The sequence below is a fragment of the Achromobacter sp. DMS1 genome (assembly GCF_001270295.1).
In genome coordinates this window covers 4,469-26,574 of the sequence record NZ_LHSJ01000035.1, presented here as the reverse complement: position 1 = coordinate 26,574, position 22,106 = coordinate 4,469, and the positions used below count along the sequence as shown (strand labels likewise).

The 22,106-nt window shown below is 67.7% G+C and carries 17 protein-coding genes and 5 pseudogenes; 9 read left to right on the top strand and 13 right to left on the bottom strand.

What is annotated here, in order from left to right; all coding sequences use genetic code 11:
- From AD428_RS06650 to greB, 3 genes are all read left to right on the top strand, one after another.
- Nucleotides 1–513, top strand: a 513-nt coding sequence (locus AD428_RS06650; RefSeq protein ID WP_152968005.1) for an alpha/beta fold hydrolase, incomplete at its 5' end; no start/stop codon positions are given.
- 48 nt (nucleotides 514–561) lie between these two features.
- Nucleotides 562–1,407 (top strand): 3',5'-nucleoside bisphosphate phosphatase, encoded by an 846-nt coding sequence (locus AD428_RS06645; RefSeq protein ID WP_053244604.1) that lies wholly within the window; start codon nucleotides 562–564, stop codon nucleotides 1,405–1,407.
- A gap of 67 nt (nucleotides 1,408–1,474) precedes the next feature.
- Nucleotides 1,475–2,032 (top strand): transcription elongation factor GreB, encoded by a 558-nt coding sequence (gene greB / locus AD428_RS06640; RefSeq protein WP_053244603.1) that lies wholly within the window; start codon nucleotides 1,475–1,477, stop codon nucleotides 2,030–2,032.
- Between the two features lie 249 nt (nucleotides 2,033–2,281).
- On the opposite strand, the gene AD428_RS06635 is transcribed toward greB, so the two are convergent.
- Genes AD428_RS06635 through AD428_RS06625 form a run of 3 tightly spaced genes read right to left on the bottom strand, consistent with a single transcriptional unit; the run spans nucleotide 2,282 to nucleotide 5,179 of the window.
- Nucleotides 2,282–3,307, bottom strand: coding sequence for a DctP family TRAP transporter solute-binding subunit (locus AD428_RS06635; protein ID WP_053244602.1), 1,026 nt, complete (start codon nucleotides 3,305–3,307; stop codon nucleotides 2,282–2,284).
- Nucleotides 3,308–3,356: 49 nt separating this feature from the next.
- Nucleotides 3,357–4,655, bottom strand: coding sequence for a TRAP transporter large permease (locus tag AD428_RS06630; protein WP_053244601.1), 1,299 nt, complete (start codon nucleotides 4,653–4,655; stop codon nucleotides 3,357–3,359).
- On the bottom strand, nucleotides 4,652–5,179 hold the full coding sequence (locus AD428_RS06625) for a TRAP transporter small permease (RefSeq protein WP_053244600.1): 528 nt from the start codon (nucleotides 5,177–5,179) through the stop codon (nucleotides 4,652–4,654). The genes AD428_RS06630 and AD428_RS06625 overlap by 4 nt, the downstream gene beginning before the upstream one ends.
- A gap of 356 nt (nucleotides 5,180–5,535) precedes the next feature.
- Here AD428_RS06625 and purL point away from each other — a divergent pair, with 356 nt between their 5' ends.
- From purL to AD428_RS06605, 4 genes are all read left to right on the top strand, one after another.
- A complete protein-coding gene (gene purL, locus AD428_RS06620; RefSeq protein WP_053244608.1) occupies nucleotides 5,536–9,588 on the top strand; it encodes a phosphoribosylformylglycinamidine synthase in 4,053 nt (1,350 codons plus the stop codon).
- A 339-nt stretch (nucleotides 9,589–9,927) separates the two neighbouring features.
- Nucleotides 9,928–11,538: a methyl-accepting chemotaxis protein gene (locus AD428_RS29085; protein ID WP_304438927.1), complete on the top strand. Its 1,611-nt coding sequence runs from the start codon at nucleotides 9,928–9,930 to the stop codon at nucleotides 11,536–11,538.
- 141 nt (nucleotides 11,539–11,679) lie between these two features.
- Nucleotides 11,680–13,152 carry a M20 family metallopeptidase gene (locus AD428_RS06610; RefSeq protein ID WP_053244599.1) on the top strand — a complete coding sequence of 491 codons (1,473 nt, stop codon included), beginning with the start codon at nucleotides 11,680–11,682 and terminating at the stop codon, nucleotides 13,150–13,152.
- A gap of 104 nt (nucleotides 13,153–13,256) precedes the next feature.
- Complete coding sequence (locus tag AD428_RS06605) at nucleotides 13,257–13,814, top strand: DUF1415 domain-containing protein (RefSeq protein ID WP_053244607.1); 558 nt, start codon at nucleotides 13,257–13,259, stop codon at nucleotides 13,812–13,814.
- A gap of 10 nt (nucleotides 13,815–13,824) precedes the next feature.
- Here AD428_RS06605 and AD428_RS06600 read toward each other — a convergent pair.
- The 5 genes and pseudogenes from AD428_RS06600 to AD428_RS06585 form a co-directional block, all read right to left on the bottom strand.
- Nucleotides 13,825–14,183 (bottom strand): annotated as a pseudogene (locus tag AD428_RS06600) (cupin domain-containing protein).
- A gap of 32 nt (nucleotides 14,184–14,215) precedes the next feature.
- Nucleotides 14,216–15,040 (bottom strand): NAD(P)/FAD-dependent oxidoreductase, encoded by an 825-nt coding sequence (locus AD428_RS06595; protein ID WP_369798713.1) that lies wholly within the window; start codon nucleotides 15,038–15,040, stop codon nucleotides 14,216–14,218.
- Nucleotides 14,970–15,479, bottom strand: a complete 510-nt coding sequence (locus tag AD428_RS29325; protein ID WP_369798712.1) for an NAD(P)/FAD-dependent oxidoreductase — start codon at nucleotides 15,477–15,479, stop codon at nucleotides 14,970–14,972. Before AD428_RS29325 ends, AD428_RS06595 begins: the two co-directional genes overlap by 71 nt.
- Nucleotides 15,480–15,513: 34 nt before the next feature.
- Nucleotides 15,514–16,806, bottom strand: a complete 1,293-nt coding sequence (locus AD428_RS06590) for an MFS transporter (protein ID WP_053244598.1) — start codon at nucleotides 16,804–16,806, stop codon at nucleotides 15,514–15,516.
- An 84-nt stretch (nucleotides 16,807–16,890) separates the two neighbouring features.
- Nucleotides 16,891–17,505: a helix-turn-helix domain-containing protein gene (locus tag AD428_RS06585; protein ID WP_053244597.1), complete on the bottom strand. Its 615-nt coding sequence runs from the start codon at nucleotides 17,503–17,505 to the stop codon at nucleotides 16,891–16,893.
- A gap of 296 nt (nucleotides 17,506–17,801) precedes the next feature.
- Here AD428_RS06585 and AD428_RS24505 point away from each other — a divergent pair.
- Nucleotides 17,802–18,278, top strand: a pseudogene (locus AD428_RS24505) (VOC family protein); the annotation flags it as partial.
- A gap of 60 nt (nucleotides 18,279–18,338) precedes the next feature.
- On the opposite strand, the gene AD428_RS06575 reads toward AD428_RS24505, so the two are convergent.
- The 4 genes and pseudogenes from AD428_RS06575 to AD428_RS24500 all read right to left on the bottom strand — a co-directional run.
- Entirely contained in the window at nucleotides 18,339–19,331 is a 993-nt protein-coding gene (locus tag AD428_RS06575; RefSeq protein ID WP_082308295.1) for a DNA/RNA non-specific endonuclease, read from the bottom strand.
- Between the two features lie 153 nt (nucleotides 19,332–19,484).
- The gene (locus AD428_RS06570; protein WP_053244595.1) at nucleotides 19,485–19,907 is read right to left on the bottom strand and encodes a hypothetical protein; all 423 of its coding nucleotides are present in this window, start codon (nucleotides 19,905–19,907) and stop codon (nucleotides 19,485–19,487) included.
- Between the two features lie 49 nt (nucleotides 19,908–19,956).
- Nucleotides 19,957–20,808: a class I SAM-dependent methyltransferase gene (locus tag AD428_RS06565; RefSeq protein ID WP_053244594.1), complete on the bottom strand. Its 852-nt coding sequence runs from the start codon at nucleotides 20,806–20,808 to the stop codon at nucleotides 19,957–19,959.
- A 97-nt stretch (nucleotides 20,809–20,905) separates the two neighbouring features.
- A pseudogene (locus AD428_RS24500) lies at nucleotides 20,906–21,064 on the bottom strand (ABC transporter substrate-binding protein); the annotation flags it as partial.
- Nucleotides 21,065–21,084: 20 nt separating this feature from the next.
- Here AD428_RS24500 and AD428_RS06560 point away from each other — a divergent pair.
- Nucleotides 21,085–21,330, top strand: a pseudogene (locus AD428_RS06560) (LysR substrate-binding domain-containing protein); the annotation flags it as partial.
- 54 nt (nucleotides 21,331–21,384) lie between these two features.
- Here the strand turns inward: AD428_RS06560 and AD428_RS06555 are convergent.
- A pseudogene (locus AD428_RS06555) lies at nucleotides 21,385–22,106 on the bottom strand (peroxidase-related enzyme); the annotation flags it as partial.

Sequence of the window (22,106 nt, the reverse complement as noted above, 5' to 3'; positions counted from 1 at the left end):
GACCAGGGGCTGCGCTTCGACAAAATGGTGCTCAATGACGTCGGCCCCCGGCTGGAGGCGCGTGCGCTGGTCCGCATCGGCGGCTACGTGGGCCAGCCCGGCGAGTTCGATTCCCTGGAACAGGCGATCGCCGCGATGCGCGCCGCTTCCGAGACGTTCGGCCCCCACACCGACGCACAATGGCGCGAGCTGGGCCGGCACGTCTACGTGGAGCGCGGCGGCAAGTGGGTCAAGCACTACGACCTGGCGTTGGCCAGGCCCATCGCGGCGCAGAGCGCGCAGGCGCTTTCCGCGGGCGAGCAGATACTGTGGCGCGCCTACGATGCGCTGGACTGCCCCATTCTCATCGTGCGGGGGGCGCAGTCCGACCTGCTGTCGCGCGAGACGGTCGAGGACATGCTCAAGCGCAACCCGGGCGCGCGGGTGCACGAGGTCGACGGCGTGGGCCACGCGCCCACGCTCATGGACCCGGCCCAGGTCGGGCCGGTGGCGGCTTTCCTGCTCGAAGACTGAGAGGCGGCCGCGCTATCCACGCCGCCGGAGCTTCTCTACAATAGCCTCATGAAAAGCGCTGGCCCCAATGTCGACCTGCATTGCCATTCCACCGTCTCGGACGGCGCGCTCGCGCCGCGCGAGGTGGCGCTGCGCGCGCACGCCAATGGCGTGGACGTCTGGGCCCTCACCGACCACGACGAGGTCGGCGGCCTGGCCGAGGCGGCCAAGGCCGCGCGCGAAGTCGACATGCGCTTCGTGCCCGGCGTCGAAATCTCCGTGACCTGGGCCGGCCACACGGTGCACATCGTGGGCCTGCGATTCGACCCTTCCAACACCGCGCTCGTCGAAGGCCTGCGCAAGACGCGCGCCGGCCGCGCCGACCGCGCCCGCCGCATGGGCGAGCGCCTGGCCGGCATGGGCATGCCGGGCGCGTACGAGGGCGCCTTGCCGTTCGCGGGCAACCCCGAGCTCATCAGCCGCACGCATTTCGCCCGCTACCTGGTCGAGGCCGGCTACTGCCCCGACGTGCAGACGGTTTTCAACAAGTTCCTGGGCGACGATTGCCCGGGCCACGTGCCCATGCAATGGGCTACCCTGGCCGAGGCCGTGGGCTGGATACGCGGCGCCGGCGGCATGGCCGTCATCGCCCATCCAGGCCGCTACAAGTACACGCCTCTCCAGTTCGCCGCCCTGTTCGACGAATTCCTCGACCTGGGCGGGGAGGGCATCGAAGTCACCACCGGCAGCCATACGCCCGAAGACGCCCGCCGCTACGCGGATGTGGCGCGCCGCTACGGTTTTCTGGCCTCGCGCGGATCCGACTTTCACAGTCCCACCGAAAGCCGCGCCGATCTCGGCCGCCTGCCGCCGCTGCCGCCCGATCTCAAGCCCGTCTGGCAAGACTGGCTATAGGACCGCGGCGCCGGGTCGCCACGCCGCTTTTTTGCTTGCGCAGCCCGCTGCGCCCACCGTCCGAATCATGAACAAAGCCTTTGTCAAAGAATCCGACCGCGAGGACGACGACGACCTGCCGCAGGCCCAGGCGCTGCCGGCGGGCACCAAGAACTACATGACGCCCGAGGGCTACGAAAAGCTGCGCGGCGAACTGGCGCGCCTCATGAACGTAGAGCGCCCGGCCGTGGTGCAAGTGGTGTCGTGGGCCGCCTCCAACGGCGACCGCTCGGAAAACGGCGACTACCTCTACGGCAAGAAGCGCCTGCGCGAAATCGACCGCCGCATGCGTTTCCTCACCAAGCGCCTGGATATCGCCGAGGTGGTCGATCCGGCGCTGCAGCCCAACCGCGACCAGGTTTTCTTCGGCGCCACCGTGCTGTACTCGGACAAGGCGGGCGAGGAGCACACCGTCACCATCGTGGGCGTGGACGAGGCCGAGCCGCTGGCGGGCCGGATCAGTTGGATTTCCCCCGTGGCGCGCGCGCTGCTCAAGGCCAGGGAAGGCGACACCGTGGTGCTGCGCACCCCGGGCGGCGTGGAGGAGCTGGACATCCTGGAAGTGCGCTACCCCGAGCGCATGTGATGACGCCCGCCGCCGGGCGCGAAGCGCAATGAAATAGATGTCCCGACGCCGCGTCCGCTGTGCGGGCCTGCCGCCCCGCGGGGGCGCTTTTGCCTTGGGGCAGCCCGGCGGTAAGAAAGGTAACGGGCGCCGGCTTGTGGCCGGCGCCCGTCATGGAGGGCGGGATCTGGCGTCCCTGCCCGGCGTGGCGGCTTGCGCCGCCGTTCCCCTGGGGCTTGCTGCTTGTCGGTTCGGGGTCCGCCTACTGCCTTACTGCTTGCGGGCGGCGATGGCTTTCTCGGCCTTGCTGACCAGGTCCTCGCCGATCTGTTTCTTCCACTTGTCGTAGACCGGCTTGGTCGCGGCCACGAATGCCTCGTGATCGGCCTTGGAGAGTTCGGTCACGGTGACGCCGTGGCCGGCGATTTCCTTGAGCAGCGACGGATCTTCCGGCGTTACGCCCTTGCGCGCGATCACGATCTCCTGCTTGCCGGCGTCCAGCGCGGCCTGGCGGACGATTTCGCGGTCTTTCTCGGACCACGAATTCCACACTTCGCGGTTCACCACGAAGATGAGCGGATCGGCCACGTAGTTCCAGAGCGTCAGGTATTTCTGGCCCACAGTGTAGAGCTTGGATCCGGTGTAGATCGACAGGGGGTTTTCCTGGCCGTCGACCGCGCCGCTGGCCAGCGCGGGCTGCGCGTCGGCCCAGCTCATCTGGGTGGGGTTGGCGCCCAGCGCGGTGAAGGTGTCGATGTACAGCGGCGAGCCCACCACGCGCAGCTTCAGGCCCTTCATGTCTTCGGGCCGCTTGATCTCGTGCTTGGAGTTGCTGAGCTGCCGGTAGCCGTTTTCGCCCCAGGCCAGCGGCACCACGCCGGCCTTCTCGATGTACTTGAACATTTCCTTGCCCACTTCGCCTTGCACCAGCGAGTCGATGGCGGCGTAGTCCGGCATCAGGAAGGGCAGGGAGAACAGGTTGAGCTGCTTGACCTGCGGCGACCAGTTGATCGTGGAGCCCACGGCCATGTCGATCACGCCCTGGCGGATGGCGGTGAATTCGCGGGTCTGGTCGCCCTGCACCAGCGAGGTGCCGGGGTAGACCTTGATGTTGATGCGGCCGTCGGTGCGCTCGCGCACCAGCTTGGACCAGATCTCGGCGCCCTGGCCCCACGGGAACGAGGTGCCGACGACGATGGACAGCTTGTATTCGGACTTGTAGTTTTGCGCCTGGGCCGGAGCCGTGGCGGCGAAGGCGGCGCACAGCGCGGCGCCGATCAGGGTGCGGAATTTCATGGCAGGTCTCCTCTTTGCAGTCTGTAGTCGTAATAGGACGGGCATGGGTTCAATAGCCCAGCTTGTGCGGCAGCCACAGCGCCAGTTGCGGAAAAGCCAGCACCGCGACCAGCACCAGGAACATCGCGCCCAGCAGCCAGACCACCCAGCGCACGGTGGCTTCCATGGGTACGCGGGCGATGCGGCAGGACACCATCAGGTTCACGGCCAGCGGCGGCGTGAACTGTCCCAGCGCCACCTTCAGAGTGAGAATCACGCCGAACCATACCGGATCCCAGCCATACGCATTGGCGATGGGCGTGAGCAGCGGCACGAAGATCAGGAAGATCGAAATGCCGTCCAGGAACATGCCCACCGTCATCAGCAGCAGGATCAGCAGCGCCAGCACGCCCCATTCGCCCAGGCCCGAATTCACGATGGCGTGGGTAATGGGATCGATCACGCTGAGCGTGGACAGCGCCCAGGCGAAAATGCCGGCCAGCGTCACCACCATCATGATGACGGCCGACAGCTCGGCCGCCTCGCGCAGGATCACGAACAGATCGCGGATCTTGATGGTGCGGTGGATGCACATCCCCACGAAGAGGCCATAGAACACCGCCACCACCGCGGCCTCGGTGGGCGTGAACCAGCCCAGCCGCATGCCGCCCAGAATGAGCACGGGCGCGGCCAGGCCCCAGGACGCCTCGCGCAGGCTGCGCCAGAAAGGCGGGCGGGGAAGGTGGGCCTCCAGCGCACCCATCCTGTGCTTGCGCGACAGCCATACGGCCGGCACGATGAGCGCGATGCCGGCCAGCACGCCGGGCACCATCCCCGCGGCGAACAGCGCGGGCACCGAAGCCGCCGGCACCAGCACCGAATAGATGATGAACGCTACCGACGGCGGGATCAGGATGTCGGTGGCGGCGCCCGCGGCCACTACCGAGGCCGAGAACGCGCCGGGGTAGCCGGCGCGCGACATGGCGGAGATCATCACCGCGCCCACCGCGGCCGCGCAGGCCGGGCCCGAGCCCGAGATGCCGCCCAAGAACATCGCCACCGCGATCGACACCAGGGGCAGCATGCCCGGACCGCGCCCGACGATGGCAATGGCGAAATCCACCAGCCGCTTGGCCACGCCCGAGCGGTCGAAGATCGAGCCCACCAGCACGAACATGGGAATCGCCAGCAGCGGATACTTGGCCAGGCCCGCGTAAAAATTCTGCGGCACCGTCAGCAGCCCATACCAGGGCGTGTCCAGGTTGGACAGCACGATGGCCACCGTGCCGCCGATGCCCAGCGCCACGCCCACCGGCACGCCGATGAGCATGAGCAGGATGAAGACCGCGAAAAGCAGGGTGGCGATCATTGGCCGCCCCTTGCCAGGCGGCGCAGGGTGCCCAGCGTGCGCAGCGAAATCGCCGCCGCCATCACGGGCAGCCAGATCGAATACCACCAGGTCGGCACGCCGATGGCGGGCGAGGTTTCCTCGTAGGTGAACTCGTCCATCACCAGCTTCACCGACAGCACGGTGAGCAGCGCAAAGAACAGCAGCACGAAGCCGTTGGCCCACAGCGCCATGATGCGCTGGCGGCGCGCGGAGCCGGAGTCGGCCAGGATCTCGATGCGGATGTGGTGATTGCGCACGAAGGCCATGCTGCCGCCCGCCATGGTGAGCACGATCAGCAGGAACACGGAAATCTCTTCCGTCCAGGCGAACGACTGGTCGGTGAAGTACCGCACCAGCACGTTCAGGAAGGTAATGACGGCCAGGAGGCCCAGCACGCCCACGGCCAGCCAGTCTTCGATGGCCAGCGGCACTTTTACTTCGGGGTCGGTCTCGGGAGGGATGATCGGTTCGACGGGCTCGTCGGGAGCTTCGGGGCGGGACATGAGGGTTGCAGCCAGCGCGCCGCGGCGCGGTTTGTCTCTTTTTAATAGGGTCGCTGCATCCTACCGTCGCCCGCCGGGCGCGTTAGTTCGTGTTTTCCCGTGTTTCGCGCCGGGCGCAACATGTTGCGTTGCCGCAAGACGGTGGCTCTCGGGCGGGTTGCCGGGATTAAAACAACCCCATCGCACTGGTAAATGCGGCATTGTTGCGTCGCAATATCGAACTGGCGGCGCGGCGGAATTCTTTTGTAACAGAACCCCGGGGCATCCCGCCGGGCCCTCGGCAAATACGAATCCGGGAAAACCCCTGAACGGGTAAAATCTTTGTTTTGCACCCATCCCATTACGGCGCCCGCATCGTGTCCCTAGTTCAGCATCTGCCCGGTTCCTCCGTCCTGTCCTCCTTCCGCCGCGAGCGCCTGCTGGCGCAACTGAAGGGAGCCGGCCTGCCGGTGGCCGACATTTCCGCCCGCTACGAGCACTTCGTCCATACCGACGCCGCCCTGTCGGCCGAGGAGCAGCAGCGGCTCGTCCAGTTGCTGGACTACGGCACGCCCTCCGAGGCCGGGCAGCCTTCGGCCAAGAGCCTGGCCCTGCTCGTCATTCCGCGCCTGGGCACGATTTCCCCCTGGGCCAGCAAGGCCACCGACATCGCCCACAACTGCGGGCTGTCGGCGGTGCGCCGCATCGAGCGCGGCGTGCGCTACCTGCTCACCCCCGAGCGCGGCCTGCTGGGCGCCAGGTCCTTTGACGCCGACATGCTGGCCCGCGCGGCCGCCTGCCTGCACGACCGCATGACCGAAACCGTGGTCGACGCCGGTTTCGATGGCCGCGCGCTGTTCGAGCCGCTGGCGGGCAAGCCCATGCGCACCGTCGACGTGCAGTCGCGCGGCGCGCAGGCGCTCGAGGAAGCCAACACCGCCCTGGGCCTGGCCCTGTCCGACGACGAAATCGAATACCTCGCCAAGTCCTTCGGCGATCTGGGGCGCAATCCCACCGACGTCGAGCTCATGATGTTCGCGCAGGCCAACAGCGAGCACTGCCGCCACAAGATCTTCAACGCCCAGTGGGTCATCGACGGCCAGGAGCAGCCCGACACGCTGTTCGGCATGATCCGCGCCACCCACAAGGCGCAGCCGGCCGGCACCGTGGTGGCCTATTCCGACAACGCCGCCATCATGGAAGGCGGCGCGGCCCAGCGCTTCCAGGCCGGGGTGCCGGGCGTGGCGGGCGAGGGCGCCGAGGCCGCCCGCTACGTGCGTCGCGACACCGTCGTCCATACCCTCATGAAGGTGGAAACCCACAACCATCCCACCGCCATCGCGCCGTTTCCGGGCGCTTCCACCGGCGCCGGCGGCGAAATCCGCGACGAGGGCGCCACCGGCCGCGGCTCCAAGCCCAAGGCCGGCCTTACCGGCTTCACCGTCTCGCATCTGCGCTTCGACGACGCCCTCCAGCCCTGGGAGGCCGACCACCACGGTCTGCCGGAGCGCATCGCCTCGCCGCTGTCCATCATGATCGACGGCCCCATCGGCGGCGCGGCCTTCAACAACGAATTCGGCCGGCCGAACCTGCTAGGCTATTTCCGCACCTTCGAACAGACCGCCGGGGGCGTGCGCTGGGGCTACCACAAGCCCATCATGATCGCCGGCGGCCTGGGCAGCATCGACGCCGGCCTCACGCGCAAGGAGATCATTCCGCCGGGCGCGCTGCTGATCCAGCTCGGCGGCCCGGGCTTTCGCATCGGCATGGGCGGGGGCGCGGCCTCCAGCATCAGCATGGGCAGCAACTCCGCCGAACTCGACTTCGACTCCGTCCAGCGCGGCAACCCCGAAATCGAACGCCGCGCCCAGGAGGTCATCGACCGCTGCTGGCAGCAGGGCGAGCGCAACCCCATCCTGGCCATCCACGACGTGGGCGCGGGCGGGCTGTCCAACGCCTTTCCCGAGCTCGTCAACGACGCGGGCCGCGGCGCCGTGTTCGACCTGAAGCGCGTGCCGCTCGAAGAATCGGGCCTGTCGCCCGCCGAAATCTGGAGCAACGAGTCGCAGGAGCGCTACGTCCTCTCCATCTTGCCGCAAGACCTGGAACGCTTCGACGCCATCGCGCGCCGCGAGCGCTGTCCGTATGCCGTGGTCGGCGTGGCCACCGAAGAGCGCCAGTTGCGCGTGGTGGACGGCGAAGGGCTGCCGGGCCTGGACGACGTCCGACCGCAGGGCGAGAGCGAAGTGCGCCCGGTGGACGTGCCCATCGACGTCATCCTGGGCAAGCCGCCCCGCATGACGCGCGACGTCCGGCGCCTGCCCGGCGTGTCCGGCCCCCTGGACCTCGCCGGCATCGACCTCACCGAAGCCGCGTACCGCGTGCTGCGCCATCCCGCGGTGGCCAACAAGACCTTCCTCATCACCATCGGCGACCGCACCGTGGGCGGCCTTTCCAGCCGCGACCAGATGGTCGGCCCGTGGCAGGTGCCGGTGGCCGACTGCGCCGTCACCCTGGCCGACTACGAAGGGTTCCGCGGCGAAGCCATGGCCATGGGCGAGCGCACGCCCATCGCCATGCTCGACGCCCCGGCGTCCGGCCGCATGGCCGTGGCCGAGGCGCTCACCAACCTGGCGGCCGCCGACGTGGCCCGCCTCGAAGACATCAAGCTCTCTGCCAACTGGATGGCCGCCTGCGGCGTGCAGGGCCAGGATGCCGCGCTCTACGACACGGTTTCCGCCGTCAGCGAGCTGTGCCAGGCCACGGGGCTGTCCATCCCCGTGGGCAAGGACTCCCTCTCCATGAAGACCACCTGGGAGCAGGACGGCGAGCAGCGTCAGGTCGTGGCGCCCGTGTCGCTCATCGTCACGGCCTTCGCGCCCGTGGGCGATGTGCGTGCCAGCCTCACGCCGCAATTGCGCACCGATGCCGGCGACAGCGTGCTCATCCTCATCGACCTCGGCCGCGGACGCCACCGCATGGGCGGCTCCATCCTGGCCCAGGTCTACAACCAGGTCGGCCAGACGGTCCCCGACATCGATGCGCCGCAAGACCTGCGCGCCTTCTTCGTCACCATCCGCACGCTGGCCGAGGCCGGCACGCTGCTGGCCTACCACGACCGCTCCGACGGCGGCCTGTTCGCCACCCTGGCCGAAATGGCCTTCGCGGGCCGCACCGGCATCTCGGTCAACCTCGACATGCTCACGTTCGACCCGCAATCGGCCGATTGGGGCGACTACAAGATCCGCCCCGAGCAGGTGGCCGTGCAGCGCGACGAACTCACGCTCAAGGCGCTGTTCTCGGAAGAGGCGGGCGCCGTCATCCAGGTGCCGGCTTCCGAGCGCGACGCGGTCATGCAGGTGCTGCGCGGCGCCGGCCTGTCGGCGCACTCGCACGTCATCGGCGGCTTGAACGCCGCCGACGAAATCGAATTCTTCCGCGACGGCAAGAAGGTCTGGGGCCAGCCGCGCGCCGGGCTCGCGCGCGCCTGGAGCGAGGTGTCCTACCGCATCATGACGCGCCGCGACAATCCGGCCTGCGCCCAGGCCGAGTTCGACGTCTGGAACGACGCCCAGGATCCCGGCATGACCCCCTCGGTGGCGTTCGACCCGCAAGAAGACATCGCCGCCCCGTTCATCGCCTCGGGCAAGCGTCCGCGCGTGGCCATCCTGCGCGAACAGGGCTGCAACAGCCAGGTCGAGATGGCTTGGGCCTTCGATACCGCCGGCTTCGAGGCCATCGACGTCCACATGACCGACCTGCTGGCCGGCCGCATCGACCTGGCCGGCATGCAGGGCCTGGTGGCCGTGGGCGGCTTCAGCTATGGCGACGTGCTGGGCGCGGGCGAGGGGTGGGCCCGCACCATCCGGTTCAACGGCAAGCTCTCCGACCAGTTCTCCGCCTATTTCTCGCGGCCCGACACCTTCGCGCTGGGCGTGTGCAACGGCTGCCAGATGATGGCCGCGCTGACGCCCATGATCCCCGGCGCCGAGCACTGGCCGCGCTTCACCCGCAACCAGTCCGAGAAGTACGAGGCGCGCCTGTCCATGGTCGAGGTGGCCGAGTCGCCGTCCATCTTCTTCGCCGGCATGCAAGGCGCCCGCATTCCGGTGGCCGTGGCCCACGGCGAAGGCTATGCCGATTTCTCCCAGCAGGGCGACCCGAGCCGCGTGCTTGCCGCCGCTCGCTACATCGACAATTACGGCCGGGCCACGGAAGCCTATCCCTTCAACCCCAACGGCAGCCCCGGCGGCCTGACCGCCGTCACCACGGCCGACGGCCGCTTCACCGTCATGATGCCGCACCCCGAACGCGTCACCCGCAACGTGATGATGTCCTGGGCACCCGCCAAGTGGGGCTCCGCCGACAGCGGCGGCCAGTTCAGCCCCTGGATGCGCATCTTCCGCAACGCGCGCGCCTGGTTGAAGTAACGGGCGCAGTACGCCATCCGCCTCTCTTGCGGGCAGAAGCCCGCCGGCGCGCCACGCCGGCGGGCTTTTCGTTTCGGGCGCGCCGCGCAACCGTACATGCAAGCTAATGAGATATTTAACTTTTCATTGCATGGACCGTTATAGCTGCAACAGCCGCGCTGGCGCTTCAAGCGCGCAGCAATCCGTATCCCGTCCGTCCCGTTGAAAACGGCGTGGGTTCCCAAGCATCGTATCTGGAGGTGCGCCCATGGTTTTCATGGGGCGCTTTTGGCGCGACGCCCGCCCTCGCTTGCTTCTGCCTCCGCGTCTGCTTTTCGCCAACCCGGAGCGCTTTCTTTCATGTTCAAGAACCTGAGTATCCGCGCGATCCTGACCTCGGCCCTGGGGTTGTTTTTCGCGCTCTTTCTTCTCGTCGGCATCGCCGTCTATCAACAACTGACCTCCAACCGCAACTCCATCGAGGTGCTGCTGGACACCAACCTCGTGCGCGCCAACGCCATCGACGACGCGGGCTCCGAGCTGCTGCGCGCCCGCCTGGTGCTGCTCGCCGCCCAGACCACGCTCATGGAAGGCAAGAGCATCGACAAGCTGGCCAGCATGCAGCGCCTGGATGGCTACCTCAAGAAGGCCGGCGACCTGATCCAGCTCGCGCGCGGCACGCCCGAGACGTCGGCCGAAGGCAAGCCGTTGTACGAAGCGGCCCTCGCGGCCTACGACGTCTACAGCCGCGAAGCCATCACCCCCATGGTGGCGGCCATCCGCGCCGGCCGCGCCGACGAGGCCGGCCGCCTCAACCTGGACAAGGTCACGCCGCTGGGCATCACCTTCACCCAGGCCATCCAGAAATACGCCGACTATGCCGACCGCGTGGGCCAGCAAGTGGCGCACGACGCCTCCTCCCGCATCGGCGGCGCGATCGGCCTGCTCGTGGGCGTGCTGGTGGTCGTGGCTTTCATCGTCGTCTGCCTGTATGCCCTTTTCACGCGCTCGGTCTTCCGTCCGCTGCGCGAGGCGGGCAGCCTGTTCGACCGCATCGCCGGCGGCGATCTCACCAACCACATCCCGCAGCGCGGCAACAACGAAATCGGCGTGCTGTACGCGGCCGTCAAGCGCATGCAGGACAGCCTGTCGCGCACCGTGTCGGCCGTGCGCGAGGGGGTAGAGGAAATCCACACGGGCGCGCGTGAAATCGCCGCCGGCAACATCGACCTGTCGTCGCGCACCGAAGAGCAGGCTGCCTCGCTGGAAGAAACCGCCGCCAGCATGGACGAGCTCGCCTCCACCGTGAAAAACAATGCCGACAGTTCGCGCAATGCCGCGCAACTGGCCGAGGCCGCCTCCGACGTGGCGGCGCGCGGCGGCCGCGCCGTGGGCGAAGTGGTGGGCACCATGCGCGCCATCGCGGACAGCTCCAACCGTATCGCCGACATCGTGGGCGTGATCGACGGCATCGCCTTCCAGACCAACATCCTGGCGCTCAATGCCGCCGTAGAGGCGGCGCGCGCGGGCGAACAGGGCAAGGGCTTTGCCGTGGTCGCGAGCGAAGTCCGCGCGCTGGCGCAGCGCAGCGGCCAGGCCGCCAAGGAAATCAAGACCCTCATCGACGACTCGGTGCAAAAAGTATCGGTGGGCTCGGAGCAGGTCGAATCGGCCGGCGCCACCATGCAGGAAATCGTCAGCTCCGTGCGCCGCGTCACCGGCATCATCAGCGAGATATCCAGCGCGTCCGACGAGCAGTCGCGCGGCATCGAACAGGTGAACCAGGCCGTCTCCCAGATGGACGGCGTTACCCAGCAGAACGCCGCCCTGGTGGAACAGGCCGCAGCCTCGGCCGCCTCGCTGGAAGCCCAGGCCCAGAAACTGCGCGAAGCCGTGGCCGTCTTCAGGCTCGGCAGCGGACGTGTCATCGAGGCCGATGCGCCCGCGCTGCGCGCGGCGAGCCGGCGCTGATCGGGGCCTGATGCGGGGAGGGCGGTGTGTCGCCGCCCTCCCGCCCCGGAAAGGGACACATCCGCCGGCAGGGCGTCCCGCGGCGCGCGGGCAGGCATAAAATAGCAGTTTGTCCACCCTCCCAGTCCAGGACCCCGCGCCATGAACGCCCGACTTCCCGACGACGCCCTGCCGCCCACGCTCGATCCCAAGGCTCTGCAAGCTTTCGTGGACGACAAATGGGACCGCGAAATCATTCCCGCGCTTACCGACTACATCGCCATACCGGCCAAGAGCCCCGCGTTCGACGCGGACTGGGAGAAAAACGCCTATATCGACCGTGTGGTGCGCGACGCGGCGCAATGGGTGGAGGCGCAGAAAGTCGCCGGCCTCAAACTCGAAGTCGTGCGCCTGCCGGGCCGCACGCCGGTCATCTTCTTCGACGCGCCCGCCACGCGCAGCGACAACGGCGACACCGTGCTGCTCTACGGCCACCTCGACAAGCAGCCCGAGTTCTCGGGCTGGCGCGCCGGCCTCGGTCCCTGGACGCCCAAGTACGAAGACGGCAAGCTCTACGGACGGGGCGGCGCCGACGACGGCTACGCCATCTATGCCTCGCTCACCGCCATCATGGCGCTGGACAAGCAGGGCATTCCGCGTCCGCGCTGCGTGGGCATCGTGGAAACCTGTGAAGAATCGGGCAGCTACGACCTGCTGCCGTACGTCGACGCCTTGCGCGACCGCCTGGGCAATGTGGCGCTGGTGGTCTGCCTGGATTCCGGCGCGGGCAACTACGACCAGCTCTGGATGACTACGTCGCTGCGCGGCATGGTGGCGGGCACGCTGGAGGTCCAGGTGCTGGACGAGGGCGTGCACTCGGGCAACTCCAGCGGCGTGGTGCCGTCCAGCTTCCGCATCCTGCGCCATCTGCTGGACCGCCTCGAAGACAGCGCCACGGGCCGCCTGCTGCCGCGGAGCCTGCATTGCGAGATTCCCGCCGAGCGCATCGAACAGGTGCGCGACACCGCGCGCATCCTGGGCGACGAAGTCTGGCGGCGCTTCCCCTGGAGCTGCGGCGCCGACGGCGGCTTCGTGCTGCCCATGACCACCGAGCCCGAAGAGGCGCTGCTGAACCGCACGTGGCGGCCCACGCTGTCGGTCACCGGCGCCGAGGGCCTGCCGCCGCTTTCCAGCGCCGGCAACGTGCTGCGTCCGCGCACGGCCTTCAAGCTTTCGCTGCGCTTGCCGCCGCTGGTCGACGCCGTGGCCGCTTCGCAGGAAATCAAGGCCCTGCTCGAAGCCGACACGCCATACAACGCCAAGGTGGTCTTCAAGGCCAACGAGGGCGCGGCCACCGGCTGGAACGCCCCGGCCTCGCAGCCCTGGCTGACCCAGGCCCTGGACGCCGCCTCGCAAGCCTACTACGGCGCGCCTTGCGGCTACATCGGCCAGGGCGGCACGATTCCGCTTATGAGCATCCTGCAGAAGGGTTTCCCCAAGGCGCAGTTCATGGTCTGCGGCGTGCTGGGCCCGCGCTCCAATGCGCACGGCCCCAACGAATTCCTGCACGTGCCCTACGGCAAGAAGCTCACCGCCGCCGTGGCCCAGACCATGGCCGCCATGCCGGCGGCCTGACCGCAAACCTCACCCGTTCCGGCGCAGGCCGTTCGCCACGGCCGCGCGCCGTGGCGGCCCGGCCATGCCATTTCAGCCATGTCTTCTCCGCGGACCCTTCTTTCATGATTTCCACCTCCGACGCCTATGATCACGTGCTGGAAGAAACCCGCCACTGGGTGACGGCGGCGGTCATCGGGCTGAATCTCTGTCCCTTCGCCAAGGCGGTGCAGGTCAAGGAGCAGATTCGCTATGCCGTCAGCGACGCGACTGACGAGGAGAGCGTGCTGGCCGATCTGCAGACCGAGCTGGCCCTGCTGGCCGAAGCCGACCCGCAGCGGATCGATACCACGCTGCTCATCCTGCCAGACGCCCTCGACGACTTCCTGGACTTCAACGATTTCGAGGCCCGGGCCGAGCGCCTGCTCAAGCGCATGGGGCTGGAAGGCGAACTGCAGGTCGCTACCTTCCACCCCGACTTCCAGTTCGCCGGCACCGAGCCGGACGACATCGAAAACTGCACCAACCGCTCGCCATACCCCATCCTGCACCTGCTGCGCGAAGCGAGCATCGACCGTGCCGTGGAAGCGTTTCCCGACGCCGCGGAGATCTATGAGAAGAACATCGACACGATGCGCCGCCTCGGCCCGGACGGTTGGAAGAAGCTGATGGCCGGGCAATAGCCCGGCGGCCTCATCGGGTGAGGCTGATGAAATAGATCTTCTTCACGTAGCGGTCCACTTCCCAGCGGCCGGCGTATCCCTCGGGCATGACGAACGCGTCGCCCGCCGCCAGCTCGTGCACGGCGCCGTCCGGATCGACCAGGCGGCATCCGCCGTCGACGATGTAGCCGAACTCGATATAGCCGGCGTTGTCGGCCTGGAAGGCGCCCGCGGTGCTTTCCCACACGCCGCGCGCGCCTTCGGATGATCGAACGCCTTGACGCTGAGAAACGAGGCGTCGCCGGTCAGCGGTTGCTTGGGTTTGCCGGGAACCGGATCGACCATCGGGCCGCCGTCGAAGCGGATCAGTCGCGCATTGTTGTCGGGCACTGCATGCTCTCCATGAAAAAGGAAAAAAGGGGTTATGCGAAGCGCGACAGACGGAAGGCGGCGGGGTCCACGGCAGGCGTCCTGCCCAGGACCAGCTCGCTCATCAGCTCGCCGGCGGCGGGGCCGATGCCAAAGCCGTGGCCCGAGAATCCGGACGCCAGGAAGAACCCCGGCACGCTCTCGACCGCGGACATCACGGGCAGGGCGTCGGGGGTGACGTCGATCATTCCGGCCCAGGCGGCGGCGACCCGGGCCGGCGCGAAGGCGGGAAAGGCCGCCTTGAGCTTTTCCAGGGCCGTGGAAATGGCAGCCATGCCGGGCCGCGGGTCGAGGATCCGGTGCTGCTCGAAAGGCGTGGGCGCGTCCAGCGCGAAGCGCCGCGGCATCGCCAGCTCTTCGAAGAAGCGCCGGCCCACCCGCAGCTTCAGGTACTTGCGCTCCGCCATCCAGGCAGGCAGGAACTGGCGCATGAGGCGGATGCTGTCGGGCGTCAGGTCGGCCGTGGAGGCGCCGAGCTGCGAAACCGTATAGCCGCCGTCGGCGCGCTTGCGGCAGGTGAAATCGCCGCCATTGATGGCCAGGTCCATGCCGGTGTCGAGCGGCGTGGTGCGCAGCACGGACGCGTGCACCTTGAGCTGCGGGAACGACACGCCGCTGTTGCCGCAGAAAAGCCGCGACCAGGCGCCGCCCGCCAGCACGGCCGCCGCTGCGCCCACCGTGCCGCGCTCGGTGACGACGCCGCCGACCTTGCCGGCGGCCACGTCCAGGCCGCGCACCGCGCAGCTCTCAAAAATCAGGCAGCCCGCCGCGCGCGCCAGGCCGGCGATGGCCGCCGTCGCCAGCTGCGGTTCGGCCACGCCGTCCTCGGGGTTGTAGAGCGCGCCGGCCCAGTCGCGCGCGCTCTGCGCCGAGCAGGGCGGGCAGGCCCGCCGCATCCACCAGCCGGGCGGGCACCGCATAGGGACGGGCGGCTTCCAGCCATTTGGCGTGGCTCTGCATGTCTGCGGCGTTGCGGCCCAGGTAGGCGAGGCCGCGCTGCCGGTACCCTACGTCGGCCTGTTGCTGCAATGCGCGCCACAGAACGTTGGCGCGCAGCGCCAGCGGCAGTTCGCGGTGGTCGCGCCCGACCGAGCGGATCCAGCCCCAGTTGCGCGACGACTGTTCGCCCGCGATCGCGCCTTTCTCGAAAACAGCGACGCGCAGACCCGCGCGGGCCAGGAACCAGGCGGTGCTGATGCCGATGATGCCGCCGCCGATGACCGCAACGTCGACTTGGGAGGGTAAGCGGGTGTCCATGAAGCGCAAGCGTGTATAAAAGGTTATCGGAAGTTCAGCGGACCCGGGCGCGCACGCTCGCCAGCGCGACGATGGCGACAAGGCCGATCGCGATCAGGTAGTAGGCGGGCGACATGATCGTGCCGGTGCGGGTCACCAGGAAGCCCACCACCACCGGCGTGATGCCGCCGAAGAAGGTCTGCGAAGCCACGTAGGCGATCGACACGCCGGTGGTGCGGCAGGAAGTCGGAAACAGCTGCGCCAGGAGCGAGCCGACCGGCGCGAAATAGAAGCTGTAGAACACCAGCGACATCAGGCACTGGAACAGCACCAGCGAGCCGAACGACGGCGTGCCCGTCAGCACCCTGAAGGTGGGCACGATGACGATCAGCCCCAGCACCAGCGCGCAGGCCATGGTCTTGACCGCGCCGTAGCGGTCGGCGGCCAGCCCGCCCAGCATCGGCAGGAAGGTGCACACCAGGCCGCTGCAGATCGACGCCACGAACGCGTCGTCCTTGGAAATGCCCAGGTTGTTGATCGCAAAGGTCGGCATATAGATGTTGAGGTAACTGGCCACGTTGCCCGCCGCCACGATCAGCGCGCCCAGCAGCAGATAGCGCTTGTGCAGGCGGAACGTCTCGCGCAGCGGCGCGGCGCGCTGCGCTTTCTCGTCGTCGAACTCGGGCGTCTCGTCGATCTTGAAACGGATGTAGAGGGCGACCGGGCCGATCAGGCAGCCGAACACGAAGGGCAGGCGCCATCCCCAGCTGTCGACCTGCTCCTGGGTCAGGTAGTGGTTGATGAAATACGCGAACAGCGCGGACACGACCAGGGCCAGCCCGGTGGTGGAGAACTGCAGGCTGGCCAGGAACGCCTTGAGCTTCGGATTCTGCTCGGTGAGGTAGGAATTCGCCGTGCCGAACTCGCCGCCCGCCGAAAAGCCCTGCAGCAGGCGGCCCGCCACCAGCGCGACCGGCGCCAGGGCGCCGATGGTCGCGTAGGTGGGAATGAGCGCCATCAGCGCGGTGCCGATCAGCATCAGCGTGGCGGTCAGGGAGAGGGCGGCCTTGCGCCCCTTCTTGTCGGCGTAGATGCCCAGCAGGACGGCGCCCACCGGCCGGATCAGGTACGAACTCGCGAAGGTCAGGAAACTGAACAGCAGCGCGGTCTGCGGATCGTCGGCCGGAAAGAACAGCCGCGAGATCGGCAGCGCGAACAGCGCATAGACCAGCAGGTCATACCACTCGAAGAAGGCGCCGATATTGGCGGCCACGATGTCGCGCAGCTTGCCTTTGCGCGCGGGAACGCGCGCCGCACGCACGCCGATCGATGCTGAGGAGGAATTCATTGCGTGTTTTCCCTTGCGAGGCCGCCTGCCGGCCTTTCATTTGGTATGTGTCGGAATGCGTAGAAGAAACCGGGGGAGAAGGGCTTAGACGTAGAAGTGGGTGCTGTTGATGACCAGGAAAACGGTCTTCTGGTCCCAGCCGTTCTGCCAGCGGTACGGATGGCTGCCGGAAAAGCCGTAGCTGTCGCCGGCCTCCAGCAGGAAGGATTTGTCGTCGACGTAGACCTGCAGCCTGCCGGACAGCACGTATCCGATCTTGTCGCTGGCCTGCACCAGGAAACCGGGGTCGGAGGCGGCGCCCGGCTCCAGTTCCATCAGGAAACCTTCCAGCGTGGCGCAACTGCCGGGCGTGATGCGGTACTTGGTGACGCCGTTGTTGCCCAGCTTCAGCGGTTTGCGCGTGGAGGCCCGCACCGTGAATTCGTTCTGCTCGTCAGTGGCCGCGCCGCCCGCGGCGGGAGCCAGCAGGCTGGCGCCGTCTATGCCCAGGGCGTGGCAGATCGCGCGCAGGCTGCGGATGGAAGGGGAGCTGACGCCGCGCTCGACCTGGCTGATGAGCGCGATGGACATCTCGGTGCGCTCGGCCACGTCCTTCAGTTTCAGTCCCCGCTGCAGCCGCGCCGCTCGCAGGCGTTCTCCCAGGGCCTTGTCGTGGTCGTCGGCGGAAGCCGGGGCGTTTTCCAGGCTGTCGGTTTTCATGAAATCCGTCTTTATTTTTCAATCACACTTCAAAAATATTAAGTAGATTTCACTTTGGCCACAATATTGGCTCGGGTATACCCCTAGAAATCGCTTGCGCGCCCGATGGCCGCCTCTTCGGTAGCCGCCTCTTTTCCGAGCGCGAGGCGGTTGGCCGCCGCCCGCCACGGCACAACATTTTCCAAAGCTTGGTAACCCGCGCCGGCGCCGCCGGCGGCTATCGTCGATGTATCGCACATCCCTCGAGCCGGGCAGTCCGCCGGCGGGCCGGGTTCCACATCGATTGGAGAAGCAGAATGGCCAGCAAGAACACGATCTGCGTCTGGTACGATCGCGACGCCCTGGACGCCGCGCAGTTTTATGCCCGGACATTTCCCGACAGCGCCGTGGGCAGGGTCTTGCGCTCGCCCGGCGACTATCCGTCCGGCAAACAGGGCGACGTACTGACGGTGGAATTCACCGTGGCCGGCATTCCCTGCGTGGGCCTGAACGGCGGCCCGTCGGTCAAGCACACCGAAGCCTTTTCCTTCCAGATCTCCACCGAAGACCAGGCCGAAACCGACAGGCTGTGGAACGCCATCGTCGGTAACGGCGGCCAGGAAATCGGATGCGGCTGGTGCCGGGACAGATGGGGCGTGTTCTGGCAGATCACGCCGCGCGTGCTGCTGGAAGCGATCGCGGATCCCGACGCCGCCGCGGCCAAGCGCGCTTTCGAGGCAATGATGACCATGCGCAAGATCGACGTCGCCGCGATCGAGGCGCGCGGCGCGGGTGAGGGGGCGGGGCCTCGTGCGGCTGGCGGCCCTTGCGGCGGAACGGGCCGCCGCCGGGGTTCATCCCCTGTCCGGCAGCAGGTTCAGGCCCGTGCGCCGCACGAATTCGTCGTAGCTGATCGGGGGACCCGCCTTGGTGCCCGCGGCGTTCGCCTGCCAGTGCACCCAGGAGCGGTGCGTAGTGGCGTCGTACACCACCTTGTACAGATAGCTGGGCACGGCCACGCCCGAGCCTATCGTCCTGGGCTTGCCGGCGTACACCGGCCCCGTGAACACGTACACGTCGCCCGCCGCGCGCATCACGTATTTCCGCGTGTCCTGCTCGATATGGCTCCACGCGCCGGCGTTGTGCGTCTGGTCCTGCGGCACCATGTTCGCCAGCGAAAAACTTTGCGCCATGGCCTGCGGCGTGGACATGTCTCCCGCCGGCGCCATGTGGCCGCGCGAATAACCCGAACCGCGGTAATCGTCGAGCTCGGCGCGCTCCGAGCGCGGCAGCCGCGCCTCGGCGTAGAACTTGTCCGTGCGGCGCAGTCCCTGCCCGTCGGCCAGCATCTTGCGGTTCAGCCGCTCGGCCACGAAAACCGGCGTCTTGGTCTGGCCGTCGTGCAGGATGGCGAACGCGGAGAAACAGATCTCGCGCAACTGCTGGCTGGCGGGAACCACGGGCGGGCGCGCGTCCGGAAAGAACTGCGGGCACTCCGCGAACATCGTATGGGCCAGCGGGCCCTTGGGCGTCGAGACCGGCACCGCGGCCGGCGTGGCGGTTGGCGCGGCGGCAGGCGTCCTGCCCGGCGCGGCGTGCTCCCGCGGCGGCCATCCCAGGCGCGCCAGCAGGTGCTCCAGCGAAACCGGAACCGGAACGGAAATCGAAGCCGGAATGCGCCATTGCGAATGCAGCATGTACGTCCCGGCGCCGAAACCCGCCAGCGACGAGAGGGCCAGCGCCCGCAGGAACCGCGTCACGCGTCCGGACGACCGGGCGCCCGTTCTGGTTTTTCTACTGTTAGCGGAACTTCTCTTCCGGGAGGCGGATGTCTTCGCTCGCGTCATGCTACCTGTGGACTGCTGACCGGCTGCGGCAGGCAGCCAATGTGGCCACGAATTGTAGATGAGAGACGAAATCGTCACATCGGGATCTGCGACGCCGCCATTCCCTGTGGAGCCGGTCCCTTCCCGCGCGCCTGCTTTTCCGTGTAGCCGATTTCAGCGAGATGGCCGCCAGGCCGCGCGCCGCGCCGCCTTCGGCCTGGATGCCACCCCCATCCGCGCATCTCGCGCCAGCGCAAGCGTGGCGAGTTTCGCCGAGATGGCCTCGAAATCTTCATCTGTCTGCGGTAGATACAGCCACTTTCCCAGGACCGGATGCGGCAGCAGGCCGGGGAGGTCGGCCGCCAGCGCCGCGTGGCGTTCTCTGGACGTGCATACCAGGACGCCGCTCCAGGGATCGCCGCGGTCGGCGACGACGAGGTACAGCACGTCGTCCAGGTAAGCCGCGTCGCAGCCGAACATTTTTCGACGTGCGTAGCCGGCGTCCCGTTCCAGCGTCTCAAGCACCCACAGAAGCGAGTTGGGGCGCGCAGGGCGCTGCTTCCGGGGCGGGGCGAACGGATCGGGCGGATGGCGCATGCAAGTGCTCAAGAACGCAAAGGACCGCGTTGCGATCCTTTGTCGATCTTCATTCCTGCGCCGCCTGCGGCAGGAAAAAACGGTCTTTCAACTCCTGCAGCCCGATACGCTCCAGCATCTCCGTCAGCCGCTCCGCGGGCTTGCGCCGCGGCAGGTTCTTGTACTGCGCGATGATGAGCTCGTTTTTCATCGAATGCTCCCAGCCCACCAGCTCGGTCACGCTGACCTGATAGCCATGCGCCTCAAGCTGCAGGCACCGCAGCACGTTGGTGATCTGGCTGCCGAATTCCCGCGTGTGCAGCGGATGCCGCCAGATCTCGGCCAGCGGGTCGGCCAGGGCCTTGGCCTTGTTCTTGCGCAGCACGGCGGCCACTTCGGCCTGGCAGCAGGGCACGACGACGATGTGCCTGGCTTTCTTTTCCAGCGCGAAGCGGATGGCGTCGTCGGTGGCGGTGTTGCAGGCGTGCAGGGCGGTGACGACGTCCACCGTCTTGGGCAGCTTGTCGGAGGCGATGGAGTCCGCCACCGACAGGTTGAGGAAAGACATGCCGGCAAAGCCCAGGCGTTTGGCCAGTTCTTCGGAGGATCTGACCAGTTCTTCGCGCGTTTCGATGCCGTAGATGCGCGAACCGCTTTTCGCGGCGTCGGGCTGTTCCTTGAAGAACAGGTCGTACAGGATGAAGCCCAGGTACGACTTGCCCGCGCCGTGGTCCACCAGGGTGACCGCGCCGCGCTGCTGCACGTCCTTGAGCAGCGGTTCAATGAACTGGAACAGGTGGTAGACCTGCTTCAGCTTGCGGCGGCTGTCCTGGTTCATCTTGCCGTCGCGGGTCAGGATGTGCAGGGCCTTGAGCAGTTCGATCGACTGGCCGGGGCGGATGTCGTGGGTTTTCTCGGGCATGGGGGCAAGGCAATGCGCCCCGCGTGGGCGGGGCGCTGGGAAAGGCGGAAAGCGTCAGTGTAGCGAAAGTGCGGGCGGTTTCCGCTTCCGGAAGGATTCAGGCCAGCGCGGGCGGCGCGACCGCAGCCCCTTCGATGCCGTGGCGGGCCAGCGCCTGGGCAACGAAGCCGCTGCGTTTCATGTTTTCCACGAACGCCGCCAGCACCCGGGCCGCCGCGCCGCCCCGTCCGCGCGGCAACCCCATGGCCTGGCGTACACAGCGCCGGCAGGCCGCGACATTTCTGCGAAGTGCAGCATGTGCCGGCGCTGGTCAGCATGGTGGAAGCGGGGTTGGGCGTCGGCGTCGTTCCGCGCCTGGCAATGCCGGACGACGGCCATGGCATGCTGGTCAGCATTCCGTTGCGCGACCCGGCGGTGAGCCGCACGATCGGCCTGATTCATCCGCGCGGCAAGGCGCTCAATCCGGTGGCAAGCCTGTTCTATGACCTGTTGGCGCAAAGGGTGGAAGCGCGCCAGAAATGACAGGCCGCAAAAGCGGCCTGTCCCGGGGGCTTCCGGCTCTGGCGGCAGGCCGCCTCAATCCCCCGGAAACACCGGCTCGCCCAGGTTCAGCATCAGCCGGTTAGCCCAGGCAAAGATCGCGTCCGAGTGCAGCAGGTCCAGGATCTCGGCCTCGTTCAGGCCGACGTCTTTCAGCGCCTGGACGCTGTCGGCGTTGACGGAGGCGGGCGCCTGGGTGATCTGGATGGAGAAGCGGGCGATCGCTTTTTCGCGTTCGGTGGTGCCGGCGGTGGCGGGGTCTTCGAAGACCTGGGCGATGACGTCGTTGCGCTTGGCGAGCTGTTCGAAGCGCTGGGCGTGCACGGAGGCGCAGTAGACGCAGCCGTTCACGCGCGACACCACGGTGGCGCCCAGTTCGCGTTCGGCGCGCGCCATGCCGCCCGGGGCATACATGATGGCGTTGAAGGCGGTGGAGCGCTGGCGCAGGATTTCGGGCTGGTGGACGAGGAACAGGTAGTAGTCCGAAACCTTGGCCTTGGGGTGGCTTTCTTCCAGTACGGCGATCTGTTCGGGCGTGGCCTTGTCCAGGTCCACCACGTCGAGCCAGGCCTTCCATTCCAGGGTTTCGTTGGTGAAGCCATGGGCCTTGATGACGGCGCCCAGGGTATTGCCCTGCGCGGCAGGCGCGGTGCAGGCGGGGGGCGGCGGCGACGGCGGGGCCGCTGGGCCGGCTTCAGCGCCTTCATGGCGTTCAGGCCGGCGACCAGGCGACCTGGTACGACAGGAAGGCGATGAGC